This is a genomic window from Streptomyces araujoniae (assembly GCF_050871195.1).
GTDB lineage: Bacteria > Actinomycetota > Actinomycetes > Streptomycetales > Streptomycetaceae > Streptomyces > Streptomyces bacillaris.
This window is the reverse complement of record NZ_CP194070.1, coordinates 6,843,072-6,869,554: the sequence shown is the minus strand read 5'-3', so window position 1 is coordinate 6,869,554 and position 26,483 is coordinate 6,843,072. Positions and strand designations below refer to the sequence as shown.

General features: G+C 73.6%; 20 protein-coding genes. 9 read left to right on the top strand and 11 right to left on the bottom strand.

What is annotated here, in order from left to right:
• Positions 1–30 precede the first annotated feature (30 nt).
• Together ACQ9ZG_RS29275 and ACQ9ZG_RS29270 are read left to right on the top strand one after the other, a co-directional pair.
• Positions 31–648 (top strand): DUF305 domain-containing protein, encoded by a 618-nt coding sequence (locus ACQ9ZG_RS29275; protein WP_032756158.1) that lies wholly within the window; start codon positions 31–33, stop codon positions 646–648.
• Between the two features lie 106 nt (positions 649–754).
• The gene (locus ACQ9ZG_RS29270) at positions 755–2,002 is read left to right on the top strand and encodes an ROK family protein (RefSeq protein ID WP_499281386.1); all 1,248 of its coding nucleotides are present in this window, start codon (positions 755–757) and stop codon (positions 2,000–2,002) included.
• A gap of 126 nt (positions 2,003–2,128) precedes the next feature.
• Here ACQ9ZG_RS29270 and xylA read toward each other — a convergent pair whose 3' ends face one another.
• Positions 2,129–3,295 carry a xylose isomerase gene (xylA, locus tag ACQ9ZG_RS29265; protein ID WP_415738347.1) on the bottom strand — a complete coding sequence of 389 codons (1,167 nt, stop codon included), beginning with the start codon at positions 3,293–3,295 and terminating at the stop codon, positions 2,129–2,131.
• Positions 3,296–3,515: 220 nt separating this feature from the next.
• On the opposite strand from xylA, the gene xylB reads away from it, so the two are divergent.
• The 4 genes from xylB (at position 3,516) to ACQ9ZG_RS29245 (ending at position 8,851) form a co-directional block, all read left to right on the top strand.
• Complete coding sequence (gene xylB / locus ACQ9ZG_RS29260) at positions 3,516–4,997, top strand: xylulokinase (RefSeq protein WP_499281385.1); 1,482 nt, start codon at positions 3,516–3,518, stop codon at positions 4,995–4,997.
• Between the two features lie 70 nt (positions 4,998–5,067).
• On the top strand, positions 5,068–6,348 hold the full coding sequence (locus tag ACQ9ZG_RS29255) for a VWA domain-containing protein (protein ID WP_109914424.1): 1,281 nt from the start codon (positions 5,068–5,070) through the stop codon (positions 6,346–6,348).
• Positions 6,348–7,190, top strand: coding sequence for a hypothetical protein (locus ACQ9ZG_RS29250; protein WP_499281384.1), 843 nt, complete (start codon positions 6,348–6,350; stop codon positions 7,188–7,190). Before ACQ9ZG_RS29255 ends, ACQ9ZG_RS29250 begins: the two co-directional genes overlap by 1 nt.
• Positions 7,191–7,270: 80 nt before the next feature.
• Positions 7,271–8,851, top strand: coding sequence for an aspartate:alanine exchanger family transporter (locus ACQ9ZG_RS29245; protein WP_109917282.1), 1,581 nt, complete (start codon positions 7,271–7,273; stop codon positions 8,849–8,851).
• Between the two features lie 78 nt (positions 8,852–8,929).
• On the opposite strand, the gene ACQ9ZG_RS29240 is transcribed toward ACQ9ZG_RS29245, so the two are convergent.
• Both ACQ9ZG_RS29240 and ACQ9ZG_RS29235 read right to left on the bottom strand, forming a co-directional pair.
• Positions 8,930–9,154 carry a DUF6243 family protein gene (locus tag ACQ9ZG_RS29240; RefSeq protein ID WP_109917283.1) on the bottom strand — a complete coding sequence of 75 codons (225 nt, stop codon included), beginning with the start codon at positions 9,152–9,154 and terminating at the stop codon, positions 8,930–8,932.
• A 149-nt stretch (positions 9,155–9,303) separates the two neighbouring features.
• Positions 9,304–10,032 carry a GNAT family N-acetyltransferase gene (locus ACQ9ZG_RS29235; RefSeq protein WP_499281383.1) on the bottom strand — a complete coding sequence of 243 codons (729 nt, stop codon included), beginning with the start codon at positions 10,030–10,032 and terminating at the stop codon, positions 9,304–9,306.
• 221 nt (positions 10,033–10,253) lie between these two features.
• Between ACQ9ZG_RS29235 and ACQ9ZG_RS29230 the strand changes: the two genes are divergently transcribed.
• A complete protein-coding gene (locus ACQ9ZG_RS29230) occupies positions 10,254–11,621 on the top strand; it encodes a cytochrome P450 (RefSeq protein ID WP_028418651.1) in 1,368 nt (455 codons plus the stop codon).
• Positions 11,622–11,671: 50 nt separating this feature from the next.
• Here ACQ9ZG_RS29230 and ACQ9ZG_RS29225 read toward each other — a convergent pair whose 3' ends face one another.
• The 8 genes from ACQ9ZG_RS29225 to ACQ9ZG_RS29190 all read right to left on the bottom strand — a co-directional run bounded on the left by ACQ9ZG_RS29225 (position 11,672) and on the right by ACQ9ZG_RS29190 (position 22,542).
• The gene (locus tag ACQ9ZG_RS29225; protein ID WP_109916991.1) at positions 11,672–12,646 is read right to left on the bottom strand and encodes an ABC transporter substrate-binding protein; all 975 of its coding nucleotides are present in this window, start codon (positions 12,644–12,646) and stop codon (positions 11,672–11,674) included.
• 1 nt (position 12,647) lies between these two features.
• Positions 12,648–14,633, bottom strand: a complete 1,986-nt coding sequence (locus ACQ9ZG_RS29220) for an ABC transporter permease (protein WP_499281382.1) — start codon at positions 14,631–14,633, stop codon at positions 12,648–12,650.
• On the bottom strand, positions 14,633–15,754 hold the full coding sequence (locus ACQ9ZG_RS29215; protein ID WP_499281381.1) for a quaternary amine ABC transporter ATP-binding protein: 1,122 nt from the start codon (positions 15,752–15,754) through the stop codon (positions 14,633–14,635). The genes ACQ9ZG_RS29220 and ACQ9ZG_RS29215 overlap by 1 nt, the downstream gene beginning before the upstream one ends.
• A complete protein-coding gene (locus ACQ9ZG_RS29210) occupies positions 15,751–17,370 on the bottom strand; it encodes a GMC family oxidoreductase (protein WP_109917323.1) in 1,620 nt (539 codons plus the stop codon). Before ACQ9ZG_RS29210 ends, ACQ9ZG_RS29215 begins: the two co-directional genes overlap by 4 nt.
• 101 nt (positions 17,371–17,471) lie before the next feature.
• Positions 17,472–18,974, bottom strand: a complete 1,503-nt coding sequence (locus tag ACQ9ZG_RS29205; RefSeq protein ID WP_084990984.1) for an aldehyde dehydrogenase family protein — start codon at positions 18,972–18,974, stop codon at positions 17,472–17,474.
• A 151-nt stretch (positions 18,975–19,125) separates the two neighbouring features.
• Positions 19,126–19,959, bottom strand: a complete 834-nt coding sequence (locus ACQ9ZG_RS29200) for an ATP-grasp domain-containing protein (protein ID WP_109917531.1) — start codon at positions 19,957–19,959, stop codon at positions 19,126–19,128.
• A 22-nt stretch (positions 19,960–19,981) separates the two neighbouring features.
• Entirely contained in the window at positions 19,982–21,244 is a 1,263-nt protein-coding gene (locus tag ACQ9ZG_RS29195; protein ID WP_109917530.1) for a cytochrome P450 family protein, read from the bottom strand.
• Positions 21,241–22,542 (bottom strand): cytochrome P450, encoded by a 1,302-nt coding sequence (locus ACQ9ZG_RS29190; protein WP_109917529.1) that lies wholly within the window; start codon positions 22,540–22,542, stop codon positions 21,241–21,243. Before ACQ9ZG_RS29190 ends, ACQ9ZG_RS29195 begins: the two co-directional genes overlap by 4 nt.
• A gap of 493 nt (positions 22,543–23,035) precedes the next feature.
• Here ACQ9ZG_RS29190 and ACQ9ZG_RS29185 point away from each other — a divergent pair, with 493 nt between their 5' ends.
• Positions 23,036–23,770 carry a response regulator transcription factor gene (locus ACQ9ZG_RS29185; protein WP_018491915.1) on the top strand — a complete coding sequence of 245 codons (735 nt, stop codon included), beginning with the start codon at positions 23,036–23,038 and terminating at the stop codon, positions 23,768–23,770.
• Between the two features lie 136 nt (positions 23,771–23,906).
• Entirely contained in the window at positions 23,907–26,123 is a 2,217-nt protein-coding gene (locus tag ACQ9ZG_RS29180; RefSeq protein WP_375138355.1) for a sensor histidine kinase, read from the top strand.
• Positions 26,124–26,483 lie beyond the last annotated feature (360 nt).

Below are 26,483 nucleotides of genomic sequence, written 5' to 3'. Positions count from 1 at the left end.
GTGACCGGCCCGTTCTCCTCCACCCGGCGGATGGTGCTCGCGGGCGCCGTCGTGCTGCTGCTGGCGGTGGGGCTGGTGGCGCTGATGGTCGGGCGGCCTTCGTCGGCGTCCTCGTCCGCGAGGGCGGCGCAGTCCGCCGCGGCGGAGGGGTCGGCGGACGCCGGGTTCGCCCGGGACATGGCGATCCACCACCAGCAGGCGGTGGAGATGTCGTTCATCGTGCGCGACCGCACCGAGGACGAGGACGTGCGGCGCCTGGCGTACGACATCATCAACACCCAGGCCAACCAGCGCGGGATGATGCTGGGCTGGCTGGAGCAGTGGGGCCTGCCCAAGAGTTCGGCGGAGCCGCCGATGACGTGGATGGGCCACACCATGAAGCCGACCGGCGACGGTTCGCTGATGCCGGGCATGGCCACGACCGCCGAGCTGAAGGAGCTCAAGGCGGCCGAGGGCAGGGCGGCCGAGGTGCTGTTCCTCCGGCTCATGACCGTGCACCACCGGGCCGGGGTGGACATGGCGCGGGCCGGGGCCGAGAAGGCAGGCACCGATGTCATCCGCAATCTGGCGAAGGGCATGGTCAACGGCCAGGAGTCCGAGATCGGACTGATGGCGACCATGCTGAAGGCGCGCGGCGCCCAGCCGTGAGCCGGTGGACGGCCCCCTTCCGCACGGATCACCCCGTGCGGAAGGGGGCCGTCGGCGTCCGCGGTACGGCCGGTCGTCACCGGCATCGCATAGGCTCGGCGACGATATGAAGAGCATCCTCACTCCGCTGGGGCCCAAGGCCGACAAGGACACCGTGCGACGGCACAACCTGAGCCTGGTGCTGCGTGCCGTCCGGGACGAGGGCGAGAGCGGGGAGGCGACCCGCGCCGGGGTCTCCGCCAGGGTCGGACTGACCCGGGCCGCGGTCTCCTCGCTGGTCGAGCAGCTCATGGAGAGCGGGTTCCTGACCGAGTCGGGCAAGACGTTCAGCGGGCAGGCCGGGCGCCCCGGCACCGCGCTCAAGGTGGCCCGCACCGGCCCGGCCGGGCTCGGGGTGGAGATCAACATCGACTACGTGTCGGTCTGCGTCGTCGACCTCGCGGGCACCGGCCGGGTCCGCCAGACCGAACACCTGGACAACCGGGGCGCGCCCGCCGGGGAGGTCCTCGCCCGTGCGGCCCGGATCGCCGCGCGGACCCTGGACTCGGCGCGCGAGCAGGAGCTGCGCCCGGTGGGTGCCACGCTGGCCCTGCCCGGCCTGGTCTCCGGCGGCTCGGTGCGGCAGGCCCCCAACCTCGGCTGGAACGAGGTCCCGGCGCAGGACCTCTTCGCCGAGGCGCTGACCGCCCTGCGGCCGGGCCACCCGGTGCTGCCGGTCGCCTCCGAGAACGAGGCCAACCTCGCGGCCCTGGCCGAGCTGTGGTTCGGCGGCCTCGGTGACCTGCGGAGCTTCCTCTACCTGACCGGTGAGATCGGGGTCGGCGGCGCGTTGGTGCTCGGCGGCGAACTGCTGCGGGGCGCGCACGGGTTCGCCGGGGAGATCGGCCATGCCGTGGTGGACCCGGACGGGCCGGAGTGCCGGTGCGGGTCCCGGGGCTGCCTGGAGCAGTACGCCGGGCAGACGGCGCTCCTGCGGGCGGCCGGGATCGACGGGTCCGGGGGCGGCGCCGGGGTGGTGGAGCTGGAGCGGCGCGCGCGGGCCGGGGACGGCCGGGCGGTGGCGGCGCTCACGGAGGCCGGCCGGATGCTCGGCCGGGTGGTGTCGGGGGCGGTGAACCTGGTCGACCCGGACGCGGTGGTGCTCGGCGGGATCTACCGGAGCCTGATGCCGTGGCTCGCACCGCCCGCCGACGAGGAGCTGACGGGCCGCGTGGTCTCGGGCCTCTGGTCCCCCGGCGGCGGCCGCCTCCGCGCGTCGTCGGTGGCGGGCGACGCGGCCCGGGGTGCGGCGGCGCTGGTGGTGCAGGACGTCCTGGCCGACCCGGTGGCGTACGCGGAGCCGTACGGGGTGTGAGACGGGGGCGTACGGGGGGGGGCGGGCGCGTACAGGGGTGGGCTCGGTGCCTTCCCGGCGGCCCGGCGCTCCGCGAGGGCCCGGGGCCCGGCCGCGTACCGCCGGGCCGGGCCCCGCCCCCGGCCCTCAGCGCACGCCCAGCAAGTGGTCCATGGCCAGCTGGTCCAGCACCTCGAAGGCCATGCCGCGTTCCGCCGCCGCGTCCGCGTCGAACTCCTCGTACGCCGTGCGGTCCGCGAGCAGCGCGGCCAGGCCGTCCCCCGCGGTCGGGCGCGCCAGCTGGTCCAGGCGGGAGGCGCGCAGGGCGGCCCGCACCTCGGGGTCGGCGCGGAAGGCCGCCGCGCGCTCCTTGAGGATCAGGTAGTTGCGCATGCACCCGGCGGCCGAGGCCCAGACACCGTCGTAGTCCTCGGTGCGCGGGGGCTTGAAGTCGAAGTGGCGCGGGCCCTCGTAGCCGCTCTCCAGAAGGTCGACGAGCCAGAACGCCTGGCGCAGGTCGCCCGCGCCGAAGCGGAGGTCCTGGTCGTACTTGATGCCGGACTGGCCGTTGAGGTCGATGTGGAAGAGCTTGCCCGCCCACATGGCCTGGGCGATGCCGTGCGGGAAGTTGAGCCCGGCCATCTGCTCGTGCCCGGTCTCGGGGTTGACCCCGACCAGTTCGGGGCGCTCCAGGCGCTCGATGAAGGCGAGGGCGTGGCCGATGGTGGGGAGCAGGATGTCGCCGCGCGGCTCGTTCGGCTTGGGCTCGATGGCGAAGCGGAGGTCGTACCCCTGCTCGGTGACGTACTCGCCCAGCAGGTCGAAGGCCTCCTTCATGCGGTGCAGGGCGAGGCGTACGTCCTTGGCTGCGCCGGACTCCGCGCCCTCACGGCCGCCCCAGGCGACGAAGGTGGTGGCGCCGAGTTCGACGGCGAGGTCGATGTTGCGCAGGGTCTTGCGGAGCGCGTACCGGCGTACGTCGCGGTCGTTGGCGGTGAACCCGCCGTCCTTGAAGACCGGGTGGGTGAAGAGGTTCGTCGTCACCATGGGCACGACCAGGCCGCTCGCGTCGACCGCCTGCCGGAACCGCTTGACGATCGCCTCGCGCTCGGTCTCCGACGAGCCGAGGGGGATCAGGTCGTCGTCGTGGAAGGTCACGCCCCAGGCGCCCAGTTCCGCCAGGCGCTGGACGGAGTCCACGGGGTCGATGGCCGCGCGGGTGGCGTCGCCGAAGGGGTCCCGGCCCTGCCAGCCCACGGTCCACAGACCGAAGCTGAACTTGTCCTCGGGGGTGGGGGTGAAGCGTTCCGTCATCGTCGTCCGACCGCCTTCGCCTGCCGTCGGGGCCAGGGCCACGCGCCCGGCACCCCTATTTGTTCACTGTCATGACTAATCATGCACGGGGTTCCCGGCCGACGTCACCCCCGCGGTCATGGCGAGTTCTCCCGCGATCTGTTCCCCGCGGCCGGGATCACGTAATTTGTTCGCGTCACAGCCGAATGAGCCCCACCTCACCACCGGAAAGAGGCCGCCCATGCCGTCACGAACCGTCGTCATCGGCGTGGACAGCTCCACCCAGTCCACCAAGGCCGCCGTGATCGACGCCGTGACCGGCGAGCAGCTCGCGGTGGGGCGCGCACCGCACACCGTCACCGGGGAGTCCGGAGCACGGGAGAGCGACCCGGAGGTGTGGTGGCGGGCGCTGGGCGACGCGGTCGCGGCCGGGCTCAAGGAGTCGGGGCTGCCCGCCCGCTCGGTCACCGGGATCGCGGTCGCGGGCCAGCAGCACGGGCTCGTCGTGCTGGACCGCTCGGGCCGCCCGCTGCGGCCCGCCCTGCTCTGGAACGACACCCGCTCGGCCCCGCAGGCCGTCGCGCTCACCGCCGAGCTGGGCGGACCCGGCGCCTGGACCGGGCGGACCGGATCCGTGCCGGTCGCCTCGATCACCGCGTCCAAATGGCGCTGGCTCCGCGAGCACGACCCGGAGGCCGCGAAGGGAGCCGCGGGCGTCCGGCTGCCGCACGACTTCCTCACCGAGCGGCTCGCGGGCGTGGCGGCGACCGACCCCGGGGACGCCTCGGGCACCGGCTGGTACGCCACCGCCACCGGCGCGTACGACCCCGGGCTGCTGGACCTGCTCGGCCTGGACCCGGCCCTCCTCCCCGAGGTCGCGCCCACCGGAGCCGCCCGGATCGGCTCGCTGACCGGTGCGGCGGCCGAGGCGCTGGGGCTGCCGGCGGGGATCGCGGTCGCGGCGGGGACCGGTGACAACATGAGCGCGGCCGTGGGCCTGGGGCTCGGCGGCGCCGGACTGCTGGACCACCCGGTCCTCTCCCTCGGCACGTCCGGGGTGGTCTTCGCCGCCTCCCGTACGCGCTCCACCGACCCGGCGCTCTCCGGGTTCGCCGCCGCCGACGGCACGTTCCTCCCGCTGGCCTGCACCCTCAACTGCACGCTCGCCGTGGACAAGGTGGCCTCCCTGCTCGGCCTGCACCGCGAGGACACGGCCCCCGGGGGCGAGGCCGTACTGCTCCCCTACCTCGACGGCGAACGCACCCCGGACCTGCCCACCGCCTCCGGGCTGCTCACCGGCCTGCGCCACGACACCACCCCGCAGCAACTGCTGGGCGCCGCCTACGAGGGCGCGGCCGTCACCGTACTGCGGGCACTGGACACGCTGTTGCGGGCCTGCGGTCTCGACCCGGACGCCCCGGAGGTGGCGGCACGCCCGCTGCGGCTGATCGGCGGCGGGGCGCAGGGGCGGGCCTGGGTGGAGACGGTCCGCCGGCTCTCCGGCCGCCCGCTCGTCCTTCCGTCGGGCGGCGAGCTGGTCGCCCTCGGCGCGGCCGCGCTCGCCGCGTCGGCGGCGGGCGGCGGGGACCCGGTGGCGCTGGCGACGGCCTGGGGAGCGGGTGGGACGGACCGTCGACTCGACCCGCAGGAGCGGGATTCGGCGACCTGGCAGCGGGTCACCTCGGTGCTGGACCGGGCCGCGGAGCCGCTGCTCGGCGGCTGACACGCGGGCGGCGCGAGGGGCCCGAAGTCCCCGGTTGGGAATACCAACTGATTTTCCATAAGATCCGGCGATGATCACAAGAAATCGGCTGACGGCCGGGGTGTGCATAGCGCTGGCCACCCTGGCCGCCGGGCTCGGCACCGCGATCCCCGCGGCCGCCGACGGACCACCCGCCACACCCGCCCCCAAGGTCGAACTCGTCCTCGACGTCAGCGGCTCCATGCGCACCCGCGACATCGACGGCCAGTCCCGGATGACCGCCGCGAAGCAGGCGTTCAACGACGTCCTGGACGCGGTGCCCGAAGGGGTCCACCTCGGCATCCGCACCCTCGGGGCCGACTATCCGGGCGAGGACCGCAAGGTCGGCTGCAAGGACACCAAGCAGCTCTACCCGGTCGGCCCGCTGGACCGCACCGAGGCCAAGACCGCCGTCGCCACCCTCGCCCCCACCGGCTGGACCCCGATCGGCCCCGCCCTGCTCGGCGCGGCCGACGACCTCGACGGCGGTGACGGCACCCGCCGGATCGTCCTCATCACGGACGGCGAGGACACCTGCGGCCCGCTCGACCCGTGCGAGGTGGCCCGCGAGATCGCCGCGCGCGGCACGCACCTGGTCATCGACACCCTCGGCCTGGTGCCCGACGCCAAGATCCGGCAGCAGCTCACCTGCATCGCGGACGCGACCGGCGGCACGTACACCGCCGTCCAGCACAAGGAAGACCTCTCGCGCCGGGTGAAGCAGCTGGTGGACCGGGCGGCCGAGCCGGTCGTCACCCCGGTCGCCACCGAGGGCGCGGGCAGCTGCTCCGCCGCGCCCGAGCTGAAGCCGGGCCTCTACACCGACCGCCAGGTGATCGGTGAGCACCGCTGGTACCGGGTCGACGTGCTGCCCGGCCAGGAGTTGCGCGCCTCGGTGAGCGTGGCGGCCGACCGGGCCGTCGACAACGACTACGGCGTCCTGCTGCGCGCGGTGACGGCCTCCGGGCGCGAGATCGTCCGGGGCGAGGCGTCCGGCACCGGACGTACGGATGTGATCTCGTCCGGTCTCCGCTATCCCAAGGCGGAGGTGGAGGACGGTGACGACGGCAGCGGCAAGCCCGCCGCCGAGACCGTCTGCCTCCAGCTCGCCCACTCCTTCTCCGCGCCCGCCTCGGTGAAGCGCGCCCCGGGCCTGCCGGTCGAGCTGACCGTGGACCTGGTGGACGGACCGGACCGGGCGGCCGACGTGGCCGCCTTCGGGCTCGGCCGCGGCTGGTGGCTGCTGGGCGTCCTCGTGCTGACCGGACTGGTCGCGGGGCTGCTCTTCGGCTGGATCTCGCGCTGGCGCATCGCCGTATGGAGGACCAACTGATGGTGACGACGACTTCCCGCCGCGCCCGGGTCCGTGGCGCGCGGCGCGCGTTCGCCGGGGTGCTGCTGGCCGGGCTGGCCCTGTTCACCTCGGCGGGTGCGGCGGCGGCCGACGACCCGACGCCCAGCGCGAGCGCCGGTGACGAGGGGCCCGGGCCCACCGAGGCCGGGACCACGTTCCGTACGGCGACCGCGCTCCGGCAGGGACAGAGCGGCACCGCGCAGGCCTCGGCGGGCGACTACCTGTACTGGGTGTTCCCGGCCGACACCGGCGGGCGCGCGACCGTGCGGGCGACGGTCGAGCTGCCGCAGGACGAGGCGAAGCGCTCGGCCTCCACCTGGCAGATCGACGTGTACGACGGGCTGCGCCGCCGTCAGGCGTGCCAGTACGGCCACCAGACCCGCAAGGCGGCGGCCGACGCGAAGGCGGTGGAGCTGTCCTGTGTGCTGCGCACCGTGCGGTCCTGGTCGGAGCCGTGGGCGAACGACCCGCTGCCGGGCAGCTACTACGTGCGGCTGACGGTCGTGAACCTGCCGGCCGACGAGCTGGGGCTGCCGTTCAAGGCCGAGGTGCGGGCCGACGTGGTGGACGCGGGCGGCGCCCACCACGTGGACGGCGCGCTCGCGGAGCCGCTGGTCCCGGGGATCTCGGTGACCGGCGCGTCCGGCACCTCCCAGGCCCGGGCCGCCGGTGAGCCGGAGGACGGCTGGGCCTCCGGCTGGTGGACGAGCCGCTGGCTCTGGACCGTCGGCGGCGGGGTCCTCGCCGCGCTCGCGGGCGTGTTCGGCTACTCGCTGACGCGTGGCCGGGGCCGCCCGGCGCACGTACCGCACGGGGCCTGAGGGCCCGCCGGCCGGGTGGCGGCCTTCCCGCTCCTCGAAGATCCTGACCTGGACCGCTTCGAGACGGGGAGGCACGGCCGGTGTGGCAGTTCTTCGCGGACAACCCGTGGGTGACCGTGTTCGCGGTGATCACGCTCGGCGCGCTGCTCGGCATGGTGCGCTTCGGCCCGGTACGGCTGGGGGCGGCCGGTGTCCTCTTCGTCGGCCTCCTCGTGGGGGCGCTGGACGAGGACATCGCCGCCGCCGTACCGGCCGGAATCTCGGCGCTGGGGCTCGCCCTGTACGTGTACACGGTCGGCCTGGAGTCGGGGCCCGCGTTCTTCCGTGAACTGCGCGGCCAGCTCGCGGTGATGGCCGGGGCCGTGGTGGCGCTCGCCGTCACGGCGGTGGTGGTCGGCCTGGTCGGGCACGGCTGGTTCGGGATCAGCGGCCCGTTCCTCGCGGGCGGGTACGCGGGCATCGGGACGACCACGCCGGGCCTGGCCGCCGCCCAGGACGCCTCCGCCGACCCCACCCAGCCGGCCGTCGGATACGCCATCGGCTACCCGCTCGCCGTCGTCATCACGATCATGTTCGTCGCGGCCATCGCGGCCCGCCGCACCTGGACCGCCCGCCGCGACCCGGACTCGGGGCTGCCCGCCATCCTCGTCACCCGTACGGTCCAGGTCTCCCGGGAGACCCGCTGGGCCGACGTCCCCGGGGTGACGGCCCACCGGGTGCTCGCCAGCGAGTACCGCCCCTCCGGCGGAACGGCCCGGGTCGCCCTGGAGCTGGACCGGCTCGCCCCCGGCGACCAGGTCGTCCTGGTCGGCGGCGAGGACGACGTACGGGCGGCGACCCGGGCACTGGGAGCGCTCGCTCCCCGCCATCTGCTGGACGACCGCAGCGCCGTGGACTACCGGCGGGTGCTGCTCACCAATCCGGACCTCGCCGGGCACACGGTCGCCGAACTGGGCCTGGGCGAGAAGTACGGGGCCGTGGTCAGCCGGGTGCGGCGCGGCGACTTCGACATGCTCGCCCACGACGGACTGCTGCTCCAGCTCGACGACCGGGTGCGGGTGGTGATGCCGCGCGAGCGGACCGGCGAGGTCACCGCGTATCTGGGCGACACCGAGGCGAAGGTCAGCGAGGTGAGCGCGGTCAGCCTGGGGCTCGGGCTGACCCTGGGCTTCCTCATCGGCATCCCCTCCCTCACCCTCGGCTCCACCACCCTGGCCCTCGGCACCGGGGCGGGCCCCCTGGTGATGGGCATGGTCCTCGGCTGGCGCCGCCGCACCGGCCCCCTCGTCTGGACGCTCCCCACCCGCGCCAACCTGACCCTGCGCCAGATCGGGCTGCTCCTCTTCCTCGCCGTGGTGGGCCTCACCTCGGGCTACTCGTTCCGTGAGAACGCCTTCTCGCTCTTCGGCCTGAAGCTGGCGGCCGTGCTGGCGATCGGTGCGGTGGTCAGCTACGCCCTGATGGTGCTGGTCGCCAAGGGGCTGGGCCAGAGCCGGGAGCGGACGATGGGGCTGCTGTCGGGCTATGTGGGCAACCCGGCGATCGTGGCGTACGCCAACAGCCGGGCGAGCGACAGCCGGATCAACAACGGGTACTCGACGCTCTTCGCGCTGGCCATTCTGGTCAAGATCGTCTGCATCCAGCTGATCGTGGGGCTGTGAGCGGGTGGGGATCACCGCGCCGCACGGCCTGGGCGCCGGCTCGGCTCTGCGTACGGGCCCCGTGACCGGGGCCCGTGTTCAGCTCTGCGGGGTGTCGTCGCCGGTCTGCCCGGCGGTCTCGGCCGTGCCCGCCGTGCCCGCCTTCTCGCGCATCTTGCGCACCAGCTCCGCCTTGCGGTCGGCCGCGTTCTGGCGGTCGAGGTTGCGGTGCGGGCCGTTGTTCTGCCGTTCCGCGCGGGACTGCCGCTTGCGCTGGCCGCCGCCCTGGCCGACGGGGTTGTTGATGTTCTTGCTGTCGGTCATGGGTTCTCCCGGTTGACGGTGTGCGGTGACCTAAGGATGCGACGCCCGAGGGCGTCGGCAGGGGCCCATCACGCTCTCACTCGTCCATCGGCGCCCGAAGGAACACGGGAAGGACGTTACCTGGTCCCCGCGCACCGCTCCGACCGCCCTCACCGCAGCCGTACGCTCAGCTGGGCCCCCAGCTCCCGGTAGCCCAGCGCCGCCGCGACCCGGCGGGAGGCGGCCGGCCGGGCCCGCCACTGCGGGAGCAGTCCGGCGGCGAGGGCGTGGGCGGTGGCCTCGGACGCCACCTGCCGGGCGAGGCCCCGGCCCCGTGCCTCCGGTGCGGTCAGGACGCAGAGGTGGGCGGTGCCGCGAGGCCAATGGGCGTAACCAGCGGCGGCGAGGACCCGCGCGCCCCCGTCCCGTACGACGAAGACCGGTGAGGTGATCTCTTCCAGCCCGCTCTCCCCCGCGTCCGCCTCCCCCGCCTCCTCCGACAGGGCCGGCAGCGCCGCGTCACCGGGCGGCAGGCGCTCGGCCGGGGTGCCGGTGGACTTCGGCGGGCGGAGGTCCTCCGGGGCCAGGTAGGCGAGAACCGCCGGGCCGAGCGTGTCGGACACCGGGAGGAGGGCGGTGGCCGTCGCGGGGTCGGTGAGCCGGTCGGCCGGCAGGCCGTTCAGGGCGCTCCGTACGGCATCCGCGGCCCGAGCCGTGGGCGCGGTGATCAGGGCTCTCTCCCCGATGGTCACCGCGCCCACCCAGGACGGCGGCGCCAGGGACGAGAGCGGGGAGGTGAAGACCCCGGGGCGGCCCGGTTCTCCGAAGGCGGCCTCCGGTGCCGCTGCCAGCTCCCGCCACAGCGCTCTGGCACGGCCCGCCGTTGCGTCGATCGACATGCCGGGATTGTCACATGAGACGGAGAGACCGCCGTCATCATTTGTTCGAATGCGGTATCTGCGCCGACTGCCATCGACAACTCACCTGCCCCGCAAGGCTGCTGACGGATTCCGGCCACGCCGGACCGGCACCCTGGCGGAGTGCCCGCCTCATCGCGTTCGATGAGGTTCGAACGACGGCGCGCCACCCATGGCGCATTCCAGGGAGCGGAGTCCTTTCGATGTCCACGCAGACCGGCCCGGCGCTCGGCACCACCTCCACAGGCCCCGTGCCCGTACCGGGCCCCAGGGGGCTGCCGCTGCTCGGGAATCTGCCGCAGTTCGGGAAGAACCCCCTCGCCTTCTTCGAACTCCTGCGGGGACACGGCGACCTGGTGCGCTGGCGGTTCGGACGCAACCGGTGCCTGTTCGTCTCGGACCCGGCCCACATAGGCGAGCTGCTGACCGAGACGGAGCGCACCTTCGACCAGCCGAGCCTCGGGATCGCGTTCCGTACGGTGATGGGGGACGGCATCATCGTGGCGCGGGGCCGGGAGTGGCGCCGCAAACGGTCGCTGGTGCAGCCGTCGGTGCGGCCCAGGCAGGTGACGTCGTACGCGGCCACCATGGCGGCCTCCGCCGTGGAGCTGGCCGACAGCTGGTCCGACGGTGAACGCGTCGACATCAAGCGGGAGATGGCGGCGCTGACGCAGAGGATCGCGGTGCGCACCATCTTCGGGGTGGACACCCCGGCGGACTCGGAGGCGATGGGCCGGGCGATGGACGTGGCCCAGGCGGAGATCGGCAAGGAGTTCGCCGGGATCGGGGCGCTGCTGCCCGACTGGGTGCCGACCCCCGGCCGGGCGCGGATCAGGAAGGCGGCCGCCGTCATCGACGCCGAGGTGGCGCGGGTGGTGGCCCGGCACCGGGACGGGGAGACCGAACGGCCCGATCTGCTCAGCCGATTGCTCACCGCGGTCGACGAGAGCGGTGAGCGGCTGAGTGACGAGGAGATCCGCGACGAGACGGTGACCCTGTACATCGGCGGCCACGAGACGACGAGTTCGACCCTGGTGTGGGCGTGGTACCTGCTCTCCCGCAACCCGCGGGTGCGCGCCGCCCTCGCCGAGGAGCTGGACCGGGTGCTGGGCGACCGGGAGCCGGGGATCGACGACTACGCCCGGCTCCCCTACGCCCAGGCCGTGGTGAAGGAGACCCTGCGGCTGTATCCGACGATCTGGCTGATCACGGGTGTCGCGAAGGAGGGCGCGCGGCTGGGCGGTATGCCGGTCGAGGAGGGGACGCGGGTGTGGAGCAGCCAGTGGTCCACGCACCGGGATCCGCGGTGGTTCCCGGAGCCGGAGGAGTTCCGGCCGGAGCGCTGGGACCCGGAGGAGGGTGACGAGATCGCGGAGTACGCGTGGTTCCCGTTCGGCGGTGGGCCCCGGGTCTGCCTGGGGACCCGGTTCGCGATGGTGGAGGCGGTCCTGGTCCTCGCCGTGCTGGCCCGGCGTTTCGTGCTGGACGTCGATCCGGGGACCGTCGAGCCCGTACCGAGTCTGACGCTCCAGCCGGACCGGGACGTGCTGGCCACCGTACGGACGCGGTAGGTGCACAGGGTGCCCGGTCCCTTACCGCGGGACCGGGCACCCCCGCCGCCTCACTCCTGCGGCAGCCACTTCTTCCAGACGTCCGGGTGGCGCTCGATCCAGCGCTTCGCCGCCTCCTCGGGGGTGAGCCGCTGGGAGGCGATCATCTCGGAGACCTCGTTCTGGTGCTGCTCCGACCAGTGGAACTTCTTCAGGAAGCCGGCCGCGTCCCCGCCGCGCTCGACGAAGTCGGCGTTGAGGAACTTCTGCAGCGGCGTGGTCGGGTAGGCGCAGTCGATGTCCTTGGGGTCCTTGGCCGCGCACTCCTCGGTGTACTCGGGGAGCTTCACCTCGACCATGGGCACCTCGTTGAACAGCCACTGCGGCTGGTACCAGTAGCTGAGGAAGGGCTTCTTCTCCTTGGCGAACTGCTGGATCTGGGTGATCTGGGCCGCCTCGGAGCCGGCGAAGACCACCTTGTAGTCCAGGTCGAGGTTCTTCACCAGGGCCACGTCGTTGGTGACGTAGGAGGGCGAGCCGTCCATCAGCTGGCCCTTGCCGCCGCTCTCGGCCGTCTTCAGCTGGTCCGCGTACTTGTTGAGGTTCTTCCAGTCCGTGACGTCGGGGTGCTGGTCGGCGAAGTACTTGGGGACGTACCAGCCGATGTGGCCGGTGACCCCGAGGTCGCCGCCGCGGACGATGGTCCTCTTCTCGTCGACGTACAGCTTCTCCTGGTCGGGGTGGCCCCAGTCCTCCAGGATCGCGTCGACCCGGCCCTGGCTGAGGGCGTCCCAGGCCGGGACCTCGTCGGTCTGGACGAGGTCGACGCGGTAGCCCAGCTCGTCCTTGAGGAGCTGCTCGGCCACGGCGACGTTGGCCTGGGCGCCGACCCAGGACTGGACGGAGAGGGTGACCGTCCTGACCCCGGCGGGGGCGGCGAACGGGGAGGCCTGCTTCGTCATGTCGGCGGCGCCGCAGCCTGCCGTGGTGAGCAGGGCGGCGGCCGAGGCGAGCGCCACGGCCGGGCGGATGCGGGAGCGGTTCATCTCAGCTCTCCTGTCGCTGGCGGCGGGCGGTGGGCTGGGTGACCCGGTCGAGCATCAGGCCGAGGCACACGATCGCCGCTCCGGCGACCAGCCCGGTGGCCAGGTCGCCCTGGGCGAGGCCGAAGACGACGTCGTACCCGAGTGCGCCCGATCCGACCAGTCCGCCGATGATGACGACGGCGAGGACGAGCACGACCGCCTGGTTGACGGCGAGCAGCAGGGAGGGCCGGGCCAGCGGCAGTTGGACCTGGCGCAGTTGCTGGCCGGGGGTGGCGCCGAGCGAGCGGGCGCCCTCCAGCGCGGCCGGGTCGACGCCCCGCAGCCCCTGGGTGGTGATGCGGACGACGGCGGGCAGCGCGTAGACGACGGCCGCCGCGGCCGCGGGGGCGCGGCCGACGCCGAAGAGGGCGACGACGGGGATGAGGTAGACGAACTGCGGCATGGTCTGGAAGACGTCCAGGACCGGGCGCAGCAGCTTCTCCAGCCGTGCGCTGCGGGCCGCGCCGATCGCGATGGCGAAGCCGAGGACCAGGGTGACGGCCACGGCGGCGATCACCTGGCTGAGGGTGTCCATCGAGGGTTCCCACACTCCGAGGACGCCGATCGCGGCCATGGCGAGGACGGCGGTGGCGGCGGTGCGCCAGGTGCCGATGGTCCAGGCGAGGGCGGCGACGACGAGGAGCACCGACCACCAGGGCAGGGAGGTGAGTCCGCTGCGCAGCGGGTTGAGGACGCCGCTGGTGAAGTGGGAGGCGAGGTCGGCGGTGCCGCCGACGACGGGGACCCCGGTGTAGAGGTGGTCGACCATCCAGTCCTTGGCGGTGTTGACCGGTCCGGCGATGGCCACGGTGGCGTCGTCGGGCCAGACCCGGCCGTCGGTGAGTCGTCCCACGAGGGCGACGGCTGCGGTGACCAGGGCGGCGAGGCCCCAGCCGCGCCACCCGCGCAGGAGGGCCGGGCCGGTGGGCTCGGCGCCGATGCGGCGGCCGGCCGCCTCCGTCGTACGGTCCAGGACGACGGCGAGGAGCACGATCGGGATGCCGGCGGCGAGGGCGGCGCCCACGTCGACGGAGGAGAGCGCCTGGTAGACCCGGTCGCCGAGGCCGCCCGCGCCGATCACGGACGCGATGACGGCCATGGAGAGCGCCATCATGATGGTCTGGTTGAGGCCGAGCAACAGCTCCTTGCGGGCCAGCGGGAGGCGGGCGGTGAGCAGCCGCTGCCGGCCGGTCGCGCCGAGCGAGGTGACGGCCTCCATGACCCCGCCGTCCGCGCCGCGCAGGCCCAGCGCGGTGAGCCGGGCCATCGGCGGAGCCGCGTAGACGACGGTGGCGAGGACCGCTCCGGGCACGCCGATGCCGAAGACCAGCACCACGGGGAGCAGATAGGCGAAGGCGGGGAGCACCTGCATGGTGTCGAGCACCGGGCGCAGGATGCGGAAGACCCGGTCGGAGAGTCCGGCGGCCAGGCCCAGGAGGAGGCCGAGGACGACGGAGGCGAGGACGGCGACGACCATCAGCGCGAGCGTCTGCATGGTCGGCACCCACATGCCGAGCAGCCCGCAGGCCAGGAAGGAGGCGGCGGCGGTGAGCGCGAGCCTGATGCCCGCGACCCGCCAGGCGACGGCGGCGGCGAGCACGGTCACCCCGGCCCAGCCGAGGGCCAGGAGCACCAGGTAGACGCCGCGCACGGAGAGCACGACGGCGTTGCTGATGTGGCCGAAGAAGTAGAGGAAGAGCGGGTGGCTGTCCCGGTTGGAGACGATCCAGTCGGTGACGCTGCCGAGCGGGCCGGAGAGGTCGGCGGTGAGCGCGTCGGGCCAGACCCCGCCGCCCCAGCGGCCGTGGACGAGGGGGACGAGGACGGCGGCGGCGAGCACGAGGAGCAGCAGCTTCCCGGCCGTCGGGCGTTCGCGGAGGGCGGCGACCGGCCCCCGGCCCGTGCCCGACCGGGCGGGGCGGACCGGGGTCGCCTGGGCGGTGGCCATCAGAGGGTCACCTCGCGGGGGCCGTCGGGTGTGCCGGGGGCCGCGGGGCCGTCGGCCGCGGATGTTCCGGCCACCACGTCCAGCAGGCACGCGTGGTCGACGACGCCGACGAGCCGGCCGCCGTCCATCACCCGGGCGGCGGGGTCGCCGGAGCGGGAGACGGCCTCGATGGCCGCGGAGACCGTGGCGTCGGGGCGCACGGCCGGGCCGCGCTCGCTCTCCCCGGCGAGCGGGGGGCGCATGGCGGTGGCCACGGTGAGGACCTGCTCGCGCGGCACGTCCCGGACGAACTCGGCGACGTAGTCGTCGGCGGGCGAGCCCACGATCTCCTCGGGGGTGCCGAGCTGGACGATCCCGCCGTCGCGCATCAGCGCGATCCGGGTGCCCAGGCGCAGGGCCTCGCTCAGGTCGTGGGTGATGAAGACCATGGTGCGGCCCTCCTCGCGGTGCAGCCGGACCACCTCGTCCTGCATCTCGCGGCGGATCAGCGGGTCCAGTGCGCTGAACGGCTCGTCGAAGAGGAGGACGGAGGGGTCGACGGCGAGCGCGCGGGCGAGGCCGACACGCTGCTGCTGGCCGCCGGAGAGCTGCGAGGGGCGGCGGTCCTCCAGTCCGGCGAGGCCGACCTTCTCCACCAACTCGGCTGCCCTGGAGCGGCGTTCGGCCTTGCTCAGGCCCTGGATCTCCAGGCCGTAGGCGACGTTGTCCAGCACCGTGCGGTGCGGCAGCAGCCCGAAGTGCTGGAAGACCATCGCGGTGCGGTGGCGGCGCAGTTCGCGCAGCCGGGCGCGGTCCATCGCGAGGACGTCCTCGCCGTCGATGGCGAGGGTGCCGCTGGTGGGCTCGATCAGCCGGGTCAGACAGCGGACGAGGGTGGACTTGCCGGAGCCCGACAGGCCCATGACGACGAAGACCTCGCCCTTGCGGACATCGAAGGAGACATCCCGGACGGCGGCGGTGCAGCCGGTGGCCTCGCGCAGTTCGGCGGGCGGGAGGGCAGCGTACTCGCTGCCGGGGATGCGGTCGGCCTTGGGGCCGAAGACCTTCCAGAGGCCGCGTACGGAGAACACGGCGTCCTCGGCTGCATCGACAGGGGCCTCGGGGGCCTGGGTCGCGGTCATCGGGCATCATCTCCGGTGCTGGTACCAGTGGTCGGCACGGCGCCGTCGGCGCCTGCCCCCTGCGCGAGGAGTTCGGCGCACTTCTCGCCGACCATGAGGACGCCGATCATCGGGTTGACGGCGGGCATGGTCGGGAAGACCGACGCGTCCGCGATCCGGATGCCGTCGAGTCCCCGGATGCGCAACTGCGGGTCCACGACGGCTTCCCGGTCGTGGGCGGCGCCCATCCTGCAGGTGCCCGCCGGGTGGTAGACGGTGTGGGCGACCTTGCGGGCGTACTCGCTGATGTCCTCGTCCGAGGTGACCTCGGGGCCGGGGCAGACCTCGCGCTTCAGCCAGTGGGCGAGCGGTTCGGTGGCGGCGATCTCCCGGGCGAGCCTGATGCCGTCGACGAGGGTGCGGCCGTCGTGGTCGTCCTCGTCGGTGAAGTACCGGAAGTCCAGGGCGGGCTTGACCTCGGGGTCGGCGCTGGTGAGGTAGAGGCGGCCCCGGCTGCGCGGCTTGGGGATGTTCGGGGTCATCGACACCCCGTGCTCGGGCTTCTCGTAGCCGAGCCGCTCGGGGTTGTCGGTGAAGGGGATCTGGTAGAAGTGGAACATCAGGTCCGGGCCCTGGGATCCGGGGTCGCGGCGGACGAAGAGTCCCGCGTCGGAGTCCATCGCGGAGTTCTCCGGGATGGGTCCGTCGGTCTCCCAGACGATGACGGACTCGGGGTGGTCCAGCAGGTTCTCGCCGACGCCCGGCAGGTCGTGGCGCACCTCGATGCCGAGTGCTTCCAGTTCCTCGCGCGGGCCGATCCCGGAGTGCAGCAGCAGCCGGGGCGTGTCCACCGCGCCCGCGCAGACGATGACCTCGCGGGCGGCGCGCAGCAGGATCTCCTCGCCGTCCTTCGTCCGGACGTGGACGCCGGTGGCGCGGGTTCCGTCGAACTCCAGGCGGTAGGCCCAGGTCTCCAGCAGGATGCGGAGGCCCGGCCGGTCACCGGCCTCGATGTGCGGGTGGAGGTAGGCGACCGAGGCGGAGGAGCGCTTGTTGTTCTCGGGGTGGTAGGCGAGGTCGAAGAAGCCGACACCCTCGTGGAACGGCTTGCTGTTGAAGCTGTCCACGCGCGGGACCCCGGCGGCCTGCTGGGCGGCGTCGACGAAGTCGCGGGCGATGGCGTTGCGGTCCTTCTCGTCCACCGGGACGATATTGTTGCGCAGCCTGGTGAAGTACGGGTCCATCGCGGCCGCGTCCCAGCCCTCGGCGCCCGCCTCGGCCCACTCGTCCCAGTCGCCGGGCAGCGGCTTGAAGCTGATGAGGGTGTTGTGCGAGGAGCACCCGCCGAGGACCCGGGCGCGGCTGTGCCGGATGTGGCTGTTGCCGCGCGGCTGCTCGGTGGTGGGGTAGTCGTAGTCGAGGTCGCCGCCGAGGAGGCCGAGCCAGCGGCGGAGGGTGAGGACGTCGTCGCGGTCGATGTCGGTGGGGCCGCCCTCGATGAGGGTGACGGTCACGTCGGGGTCCTCGGTGAGCCGGGAGGCGATGACCGATCCGGCGGTGCCGCCACCGACGATCACGTAGTCGGCCACGGGGCCCTCGGGGTCGGGTACGGCGGTGCTGCGGGGGGTGGGGGGCATCGGTCTCTGCTCCTTCTGCAAGGTTCGTGCGTGTGCGTGGTGCTGCGAACAGCCGGGCGGGGCCGGGCGGTTACGGAAATACGTCCCGGCCCCCGCAGGCGTCAGCCGGCGAACCAGCGCTGGGGGCGCGGGTTGAGGTTCTGGTAGATGTGCTTGGACTCGCGGTACTCGGCGAGGCCGGTGGGGCCCAGCTCGCGGCCCGTACCGGACTTGCCGAAGCCGCCCCACTCGGCCTGGGGGAGGTAGGGGTGGTAGTCGTTGATCCAGACGGTGCCGTGGCGCAGCCGTCCGGCGACCCGGCGGGCCCGGCCGGCGTCCGTGGTCCAGACGGCGCCGGCGAGGCCGTAGTCGGTGTCGTTGGCCAGGGTGATGGCCTCTTCCTCGGTACGGAAGGTCTCGACGGTGAGAATCGGGCCGAAGGTCTCCTCGCGGACCACCTTCATCTCCCGGTGGCAGCCGTCCAGGACGGTCGGGCGGTAGAAGTAACCGCCTTCGGGGCGTACGTCGTTGGGCTCGGGGCGCTCGCCGCCGGCCCGGACGACCGCGCCCTCCTCGCGGGCGGAGGCGACGTACGCCTCGACCTTGGCGAGCTGCTGGGCGGAGACGAGGGGGCCGCACTCGACGCCGTCCAGGGTGCCCCGGCCGAGGCGGATGGCGTCGGCGCGGCGGGCCAGCTCGGTGACGAACCGCTCGCGGACGCTTTCCTCGATGATCAGGCGGGCCCCGGCGGAGCAGACCTGGCCGCTGTGGAAGAAGGCGGCGTTCAGGGCCTGGTCGACGGCGGTGTCGAAGCCCTCGTCGGTGGCGCAGGCGTCCGCGAAGACCACGTTGGGGTTCTTGCCGCCCAGCTCCAGGGCGACCTTCTTCACGGTGGGGGCGGCGGCCCGGGCCACCTTCGTCCCGCTGGCGAGGCCGCCGGTGAAGGAGACCAGGTCGACGTCGGGGTGCTCGGAGAGGCGGGCGCCGACCGGGTCGCCCGCGCCGGTGACGAGGTTGGCGGCGCCGTCGGGGAGTCCGGCCTCCGCGAGGAGCCTGATCAGGTGGACGGTGGAGAGCGGGGTGACCTCGCTGGGCTTGAGCACGAAGGTGTTGCCGGCGGCGAGGGCCGGGGCGATCTTCCAGCTGGCCTGGAGGAGGGGGTAGTTCCAGGGGGCGATCAGGGCGCAGACGCCGACGGGCTCGTGGACGACGATGCTGTGGATGTCGGGGTCGCCCGCGTCGACGACCCGGCCGCCGCTCTCGTTCATCACCAGGTCCGCGAAGTAGCGGAAGGCTGCTGTCACGTCGTCCACGTCGACCCGGCCCTCTTCGAGGGTCTTTCCGGTGTCGCGGCTCTCGGTGATCGCGATCTCCTCGCGGTCCCGCTGGAGCAGGTCGGCGACCCGGCGCAGCAGGGCGGCCCGCTCCGCGACGGGCCGGTGGGGCCAGGGGCCGTCGTCGAAGGCGCGCCGGGCGGCCGCGACGGCCGCGTCGGTGTCCTCGGTACCGCCCTCCGCCACGACGGCCAGGACGGTGGCGTCGGCGGGGTCGAGGATCTCGCGGGTCGCGCCTGAGGCGGCGGCCTGCCAGGTGCCGTCGATGTGGATGGTGCTGAGCGCCGACATGTCGTGTTTAGCCTTCCGTACCCGAAATGCCCCCGCCGGTTCGGCCGGGGGCGTCCTGCGCGGTGGACCGGGGTACGGCCACACCGACGGACGGGGCCCCTCCCCCGTCCGCCGGAATGTATGCCAAGAATTTAACTCTGCGTGATACACCTCACGCGGGCTCGACGCCCCGCGATGCGGCGGGCCCGGTGGGCACGGCCCGCCGGAAGGGCCGGTCCCGGTCGCGGAGCAGGTCCTCGGGCCCGGCCGACCGGAGCACCACATCGAGGGCCCGGCCGGGGTCGGCGGCGTACACGTTGCTGAACCACGCCATGTTGGCCTCCACCACGGCCCAGCCGCCGGGTCCGGTGGGCGGGACCGTGCGGCCGACGTCCAGGACGACGGGACCGGGAAGGGTGGCCCCGCACGCCTCGACGAGCCGCCGGGCGAAGGCGCGTACGGCGGGCTCCTGCGGGTGTCCCGCCAGGGGCTCCGCGTCGAGCAGCCCGTGGACGGCGTACCGCGAGCCGGTACGGATCTCCCCGTCCAGCAGGAAGAGCCGGAACTCCTCCGCCCACGTCACCACCGAGCCGACCTGGACCAGAGGGTCCCCCGCGACATCCGGCAGCTCGGCCCCGCTCCCGTACACCGCGGCCGGGAAGCTCTTGTCGGTCGGCGGCTTCGCGAAGAGCGGGCCCGGGAGGCGGCGGGCCCCGGAGAGCGGCAGGCGGCGGATGTGCCGTCCGGTGAACGCGTACGGCAGCCCGTCCAGCCACCCGTCGTCCGGCTCCAGCAGCGCCACCCCGAGCGGCCGGGCCACCCGGGCGGCGAAGTGCGGGCCGCCGTAGTAGTGCGCGTCCCCCCGGCCCGCGTACCGCTCCGGCACCCCGCCCACGGGCAGGACGGCCACCTCCATCCCACGCCCCCGCGCGGCCCCGGCCAGCAGGGCCGCCGTGGTGGAGCGGTGCGGGGCGAGGGCGAGCAGGCCCGGCCGGGACGACGGCATGCGCACGCGTACGGGGGCGGGCTCAGCCCAGCAGGACCGGGAAGGCGGCCATGTCGTTCTGGGTCATCACCGGCAGCTTGGTGATCTCCGCGTCCGGGACGGCGAGCCGCAGCCCGGGGAAGCGGCCGAAGAGCGCGGGCAGCGCGATGCCCGCCTCGACGCGGGAGAGCGCGGCGCCGGGGCAGATGTGCGGGCCGTGGCCGAAGGTCATGTGGCGGTTGCGGGTGGGGCGGGTGATGTCGAAGGCGTCGGCGTCCTCGCCGTGCTGCCCGGTGTCGCGGCCGATGGCCCGGTAGGAGATGACGACCCCTTCGCCCTTCCTGATCACGGTGTCGCCCACGGTGATGTCCTCGGTGGCGAACCGCATCAGCAGATGCGTGGTGGGGGTGTCCCAGCGCAGGGTCTCCTCCACCACCGCGTCCCAGCCGACCTCGCCCGCCAGAACCCGGGCCAGCTGGTCGGGGTGGGCGAGGAGGGCGCGTACGGCGTTGAGGATGAGGCCGATCGTCGTCTCGTGCCCGGCGGCGACCATCGCCTTCAGATTGCCGACCACCTCCTCCTCGGTGAGCGGTTCGCCGCCCTCCTCGGCCAGGATCAGCGCGCTGGTGAGGTCGTCCGTGGGGCGGGCGGTCTTCTCCCGTACGAGGTCGGCGTAGAAGACGTCCAGGTCCGCGAGGAGTCTCAGGCGCTCCTCCTGCGGGGTGAGCATGGAGAAGAACGCCTTGTACTGCCGGGTGAGCATCGGGTGCTCGGACTCGTCGACGCCCATCAGCATGCCGACGACCTTCATCGGGAGCGGCTGGGCGAAGACCGCCTTCAGGTCGACGACACCGTCCTCGCCCCGGGCCGCCTCCAGGTTGTCGAGCAGCTCGTCGGTGAACTTCTCGATGGCCGGGCGGATCGCTTCGAGCCGGCGCGGGGTGAGCGCCTGGGAGGTCTTGGTGCGCAGCCTCCGGTGCTCGGCCCCGTCCACGGTGAACATGGAACGCCCGGCGTCGATCATGCCGATGAGCGGCCATGCACGTGTCACCACTCCGGTACGCCAGAGCTCCCAGGCCTCGATGTCCTTCACCAGCCGCTGGTCGACGAGGAGTTGACGGGCCTCGGCGTGCCGGGTGACGGTCCAGGCGGGGACGCCGAGCAGCTCGATCCGGGCGAGCACCCCGGCCTCGCGCAGCCGCGCGGTCTCCCCGTCCAGGTCCTGGACCATGGGGTCGATGACGACGGCCCCGGCGCCCCGGCCGGCTTCTGCGGCCGGGGCGGCCGCGGCGTGCGGGCAGTTCACAGCGCGTCTCCTGTCGTGCGTACGGGGGTGAAGCGGACGGGCAGGGAGGTCGTCCCGCGCAGGAAGGCGGAGGGCCTGCGCACCAACTCCGTCGCCGGTACAGCCAGTTCGAGGTCGGGGAGCCGGTCGAGGAGGACTTCGATGCCGGTACGGGCGATGATCTCCGCGATCTCCTGGGCGGGGAAGGGGCAGCGGTACTCGCCGTGGCTGAACGCCATGTGGGCGTTGTTGCCGCCCTGTCCGGAGCGGACCAGCAGATCCGTGACCTGCTGGCGGATGTGGGGGTCGCCGTTGGCGGCGCCGAGGCCGAGGAGCAGCATGTCGCCGCGGACGATGTTCTGCCCGCCGAGCCGGGCGTCGCGCGCGGCCCACCGCCCGGCCAGGATCTGGGTGGGGGCGTCCTCCCAGAGCACCTCGTTCATGGCCTCCGCGACGCTGTGCCGGCCGCCGGAGAGGGCATCCGCGAACTGGTCCTCGGTGAGCATCAGCCGGGTGGAGTTGCTGATCCAGTCGGCGGTGGGCAGGTGCCCGGCGGCCGTGACGGCCATCAGGTCGAGCGCGTACTCCTCGTCGGTGAACGGCTCGGGGTGGGACAGCATCCGCGAGGTCACGTCGTTGCCGGGGTGCGCCCGCTTGGTGGCGACGAGCCGGTGCATGTGCTCGCCGAAGCGCAGATGCGCCTTCTGGGCGTCGGGACCGCCGTCGGCCAGGTCCTTGAGCACCCGGGCGATGTCGGCGCCCTCGTCGTCGGGGAAGCCGACGAGCCGGGCGAGGACGAGGACGGGGAGCGGCTCGGCGAACTCCGCGACCAGGTCGGCGGTGCCCCGGCTGCACACGGCGTCGATGAGCCGGTCGGCCAACTGCTCGCAGTGCTGCCGGATCTCGAAGGGGTCGGCCTCTTCGAGCGCGGGGACGACCATGTCGGCATGGCGGCGGTGCTCGGCCCCGGCGGTGAAGTAGATGGAGGGCATGGGGGTGCCCACCATGGGGAGCAGCGGCCAGTCGGCGGGGATGTTCTCCCACTGGTTCCACAGGGAGACGTCCCGGGGGAACAACTCGCCGTCGCTGGTGACCTGGTGGAGTTCGCGGTAGCCGATGACCAGCCAGGCGGGGAAGCCGCCGGGCAGTTCGACGGGGACGACGGGGCCGTGGTCGCGCCGCATGGAGCGGTAGAGCGCGTGGGGTTCGGTGTGGAACCCGGGTCCGCTGAGCGGGATGGCTCCGGTGCCGAAGTTCGCGGGGCAGCCACCGCCCCCACCGGCCGAGGGCGCGGGCGTGGCGGGCGAGGGGTTCGTCATCGTACGGACTCCAGTGGCGACGGCTTCGCGCGTTGCGACCATACGATCAACGCGGCACCACTATAAGGAGCTTCTGTGAATCGGCGGGGCGGAATCGAGACCTTTTCCGCCCGCTCCCGGCCCGACCGCTTCGCCTTGTCGATCACTTCCGTACGACATCTGCGCAACTTTGATCACAAGATCGACATCGGAGCCGCCGACTCCGTTTCGGGAACGGCGACTTCCGGCCCCGAAACGGCTGCTTCCTGTTCAGGGGCGGGGGCAGCCGGATGCCCTCGGTGTGCTGGGCCATCAGCAGGGGCCCGACGATCACGGCAGCCCCCGACGCCGTGGTGTGCGTCGACCCGCCACCGTCCGGACCGAGGCCGTTCGACCCGTCCCCTTCCGCCGGGGCGCCGCCCCACCGGGGTGGACACGCCGGTTCGCTTCCCGGCTTCCGCGTCCCGGAACCCGCCCCGGTCTCGCGCCGGAGCCGCGCTCTACGATCGGAGGCGTGTGCGCAGACGTCATAGTTGCCGAGGACGACGAGAAGCAGGCCGAACTCGTACGCCGCTATCTGGAACGGGAAGGACACGCCGTACGGATCGTGGGCGACGGGCTCGCCGCGCTCGACGCCGTCCGGCACCGGGAACCCGACCTGCTGGTTCTCGATGTGATGATGCCGCGGGCCGACGGCCTCGACGTGGTGCGGGTGCTGCGGGCCGAGGGCCGGGAGCTGCCGGTGCTGATGCTGACCGCCCGGACCACCGAGGACGACCTGCTGCTGGGGCTCGACCTCGGCGCCGACGACTACATGACCAAGCCCTACAGCCCGCGTGAGCTGATGGCCCGGGTGCGGACGCTGCTGCGCCGCGCCCGGCGGCCGGGCGGTGCGGCACCGCCCGCCGACGACCCCGTCCTGCGGGTGGGCGGCCTGGTGGTCGATCCGGAGCGGCACGAGGTGACGGTGGACGGCGAGCCGGTGGAGTGCACCCGGGGCGAGTTCCGGATCCTGGCCGCGCTGGCGGCCGGTCCCGACCGGGTGTTCAGCCGGCAGCGGCTGCTGGAGGAGCTGCACGGCTTCGACCGCTACATCAGCGACCGGACGGTCGACGTGCACATCATGAACCTGCGCAAGAAGATCGAGCCCGCGCCGCGGCGGCCGGTGCGCCTGCTCACCGTCTTCGGCGTCGGCTACAAACTGACCGACCCGGACCGGGCCGGGGCGAAGGCCGGACGGCGTGCGTAGGGGCCGGGAGGCCGGTACGGACAGCGTACGCAAGGGCCGGGAGCGCGGGCCGGACAACGTACGCAAGGGCCGCGAGCACGGCCCGGACGGCGCGCGGAGGAATGGGGAGGCCGGCCGGGCCCGCTCCCGCTCCCGGGTGCCGTTGCGGCGGAGTCTGCTGGGGCGGCTGCTGGGTGTGTCGGCGCTGGTCGCCGCGTGTTCGGTCGCCGCCACCGCCTGGCTCGCCGTCCAGACCACCTCGGGCGCCATCCGGCAGGAGCAGGGCCGCAACCTCGCCGCCGACGCCCGGATCTACGACACCCTGCTCGGCTATGCCGCGCAGAACCCCACGTGGAACGGGGTGGACGCGACCGTACGGAAGCTGGCCGAGGAGTCGGGCCGCCGCATCGCGCTCACCACCCAGAGCAGGCAGTTGCTCGCGGACTCCGCCACCGCCGAGGTGCCTCCGCCTCTGCCGCCGCAGGCCTCCGCGGTGGTCGACCCGCTCTCCGTCGACACCGTTCTGGCCGCCCGCTCCACCGAGGGGCAGGGCACGGCCGCCGACCGGATCGACCCGCGCGCGGTGGGACCGTTCCTGCTGCCCGCGGCCGAGCGGACGGAGCTGCGGCAGCTCGCCGAACGGCACGCGATCTGCCTGAACCGGTCGGGGATCGCCGCCGACGTGGTCGTCGGACCGAGCGGACGGCCCCGGGTCCAGACGGTGGGCAACGCCCCCGAACGCGTCCTCAGCACCAAGTGCGAGTCCTTCGCCCTGGACGCACCCACCCGGACCGAACGCAAGGCCCTCGACGCGCTCAACGGTCTGGCCGACGCCTGTCTGGAGCGCCAGGGGAGAGAGGGCGTACGGCTGGACCAGAACCTGTTCTGGGGCGATCAGGTCACCGAACCCCGGCAGGAGCAACGGCCCGTTCCCGTCCCGGAGGACGCCCGTGAGGCCCGGGCCGCCCCCGCTGTGGAGCCGCCCCGGGAGTTCACCGGCGAGGACGACCGGGCCATCGCCTCGTGCGTGGGCACGGCCCGCAGCGAACAGCTCGGTTCATACGTCGCATCCCCCTCACTCCTGTTCATCGGTGACGAGGGCGGCGCGACGGTGCCCGGCTTCGACCTCTCCCCCGCCAACACCGCGAAGATCGCCGGAGCGGCGGCGCTGGTCCTGGCGCTGACCGTGGGCGCTTCGGTACTCGCGGGCGCCCGGCTGGTCCGCCCGCTGCACGCGCTGACCGGGGCCGCCCAGCGGATACGGGACGGCGAGGAGTCCGCCTCCGTCCCGGTCTCCGGGGACGACGAGATCGCCCGGCTGGCCGCCGCGTTCAACGACATGTCCGCGCACCGGGCCCGCCTGGAGGAGCAGCGCCGGGCCATGGTCAGCGATGTGGCCCATGAGCTGCGGACTCCCCTGAGCAACATCCGGGGCTGGCTGGAGGCGGCCCAGGACGGCCTGGCGGACCCGGATCCGGCGTTCGTCTCCTCGCTGCTGGAGGAGGCGGTGCAGCTCCAGCACATCATCGACGACCTCCAGGACCTGGCCGCCGCCGACGCGGGCGTGCTCCGGGTGCACCCCGAACCGGTGCGCGTCGGGGAGCTGCTGGCCCAGGTCGCCGCCGCCCATCAGGCCCGCGCGGACACGGCGGGGGTCACGCTGAGGGTGGCGGCGGACGGGCCGGTACCGGAGGTGGCGGCGGACCCGGTGCGGCTGCGGCAGGCGGTGGGGAACCTGGTCTCCAACGCCGTACGGCACACTCCGGCGGGCGGGACGGTGACGCTGCGCGCGTACGGGGGTGGGGCGGCGGGGGGATGCGCCGCGTCCCGGTCCGGGGCCGTGTTCGAGGGCGGGTCCGGTACCGATTCCGGTTCCGGTTCCCCGACCGGGCACGGGTCCGGGTCCGGGTCTGGGTCCGAGTCCGCTTCCCCGACCGGGCGCGGGGGCGGGTCCGGGTCCGGTTCCCCGACCGGGCACGAGGGCGGGTCCGGGTCCGGTTCCGGTTTCCCGCCGGAACACGGCGGCCGGTCCGAAGGTGCGGCCGGTTCCGTAGGGGGCTCCCGAGACGGGTCCGGGTCACGGTCCGGGGACGGCTCCAGGGCCGGGGCCGGGTCCGGCTATCCGCCCGGTGACGTCGTGATCGAGGTGGCGGACACCGGGACCGGCATTCCGGCCGAGGACCTCCCGTACGTCTTCGACCGCTTCTGGCGTGCGGAGAAGTCCCGCAGCCGCCGTACGGGAGGCAGCGGGCTCGGGCTGGCCATCGTCCGGAAGCTGGCCGAGGCCCATGGCGGGACAGCGGGCGCGGAGAGCACGGAGGGCGAGGGTTCGGTGTTCTCCATCCGCCTCCCGGGCCCTGCTCCGACGCCTTGACGGCCCGTCGGGCAGGCGGCACCGGCAGGGCCTGGACGGACCTCCGAACAGGGACCGGGCAGGGACCGGGCGGCGACACCGGCACCGGCGGGCTGATCCCCTGACAGGAGCGGCGCAGGCGGCACCGGCAGGGCCTGGGCGGGTCCCCTGGCAGGGGGCAGGGCAGGCGCCCTGGGGAAAGCCGGGCAGGTGTCCTGGCAGAGGCCGGGCGGTGCGCTGGCAGAGGCCGGGCGGTGCGCTGGCAGAGGCCGGGCATTGCCCCGGCAGGGGATCCGGGCCGTGCCCTGATGGGATGACCACAGTGTCCTGACAGCTTCCTCATATCTCCCCGACAGCCTGGCTCCCAGCCCCGCACCCGGT